The organism is Synechococcus sp. F70.1, assembly GCF_047502745.1.
Taxonomy (GTDB): Bacteria; Cyanobacteriota; Cyanobacteriia; order Thermostichales; family Thermostichaceae; genus Thermostichus.
Genome location: NZ_JANSJL010000078.1, coordinates 116726 through 118193, shown reverse-complemented (window position 1 = coordinate 118193; position 1468 = coordinate 116726). Strand labels below are relative to the sequence as shown.

Sequence of the window (1468 nt, the reverse complement as noted above, 5' to 3'; positions counted from 1 at the left end):
AGCGGGCCAGCGAAGCGCCTTCCGGATCCACCCGGTTGGCCAGCGCTGCCACCCCAATCATTGGCAGGCTCACCACCAGGCAGAAGCCCCACTGCTCCCAAGCTAGCGGTGCCGTGTCGAAGAGAGCGTTGAACAGGCTCCATTGGCTGAAGAGGATCTGCAGCAGGATGGCCGCTCCAATGCCGATGGTGATAGCCGCCACATCCATTAGGCGTTCGTGGCGTTCCAACTGGCTGGCGCGCCCGCGGCCCAAGAGGGTAGGGATAGCCTGGCTGAGGCTGAGCAAGTAGAAGATGCGCCCAATCACCAGCGTCTGAATGGCCATGCTGCGGGCCAGGTTGAGGTTGCCGGTGGTTTGTTCGATGTATTCAAAAACCCCGAAGATCAAGAGCCAGTTAAAGGCTGAAACCAGCAGAATGCGTTGCAGCAGCCGGGGAGAAAGCAAATTGGCGTCGGGATCCCGCGGTGGTTGGGTCATCTCCCGCCCCGTGCTGGGCTCAAAGGAGAGGGGCACTGTCATGGTGATGGAGTTGATCATGTTGAGCCACAACACCTGGATGGCCAAAATGGGCAGCTCGCGGTTGAGGAGGACGCTGAGGAGAAGGGTCATTGACTCCCCTCCGTTCACCGGCAGGATGAAGGCGATGGCCTTGAGCAGGTTGTTGTAAACGGTGCGCCCCTCTTCGACGGCGGCCTCGATGGAGGCAAAGTTGTCATCGGTCAGGATCATGTCGGCGGCGGCTTTGGCCACTTCGGTGCCACCCCTTCCCATGGCGATCCCCACGTCCGCCTGCTTCAAGGCCGGGGCGTCGTTAACTCCATCGCCAGTCATGGCCACGATATGGCCCTGCGACTGCAGAGCTTTCACCAGGCGCAGCTTTTGCTCCGGGGCCACCCGCGCAAAGACGGATCCCTCGTTGGCGGCGGTAACAAACTCCTCTGGGCCGAGCTGCTCCAGATCCCGGCCGCTGTAGGCTTTTACCGGTTTGCCACCCCCCAGCCCCATCTGCTCGGCAATGGCTTGGGCGGTGAGCACATGGTCGCCGGTAATCATCTTCACCTGGATCCCGGCGCTCTGGCAGGCGCGCACGGCGGCAATGGCCTCCGGCCGCGGCGGATCAATCATCCCCTGCAAGCCCAAGAAAATCAGCCCTTCCTCTAGATCTGAGTGATCCACCTGAGTTTGGCTGCTGGGGACGGTTTTTTGGGCAAAGGCCAGAACTCGCAGCCCCTGCCGCGCCAAGGCCTCCACCTGCTGGCGAATCGGCTCTGCTTCCAAGGGCTGGATCTCCCCTTGGGATCCCATCTGGCTGCAGCAGCGCGGCAAGAGAGCTTCTGCGGATCCCTTGACGTAAATGCAATGCTCCTCCGGCCCCAATCTGTGTAAGGTAGCCATGTACTGAAACTGGGATTCAAAGGGGAGGGTATCTAGGCGAGGGCGGCAGCGCTGCAGATCTTCTCGATCCAA

Annotated in this window: 1 protein-coding gene; it reads right to left on the bottom strand. The window is 61.2% G+C overall.

The genetic code is table 11. The features are described from left to right. The coding region (locus NW860_RS08535; protein ID WP_414513613.1) for an HAD-IC family P-type ATPase at positions 1-1468 on the bottom strand (1468 nt) is incomplete at both ends.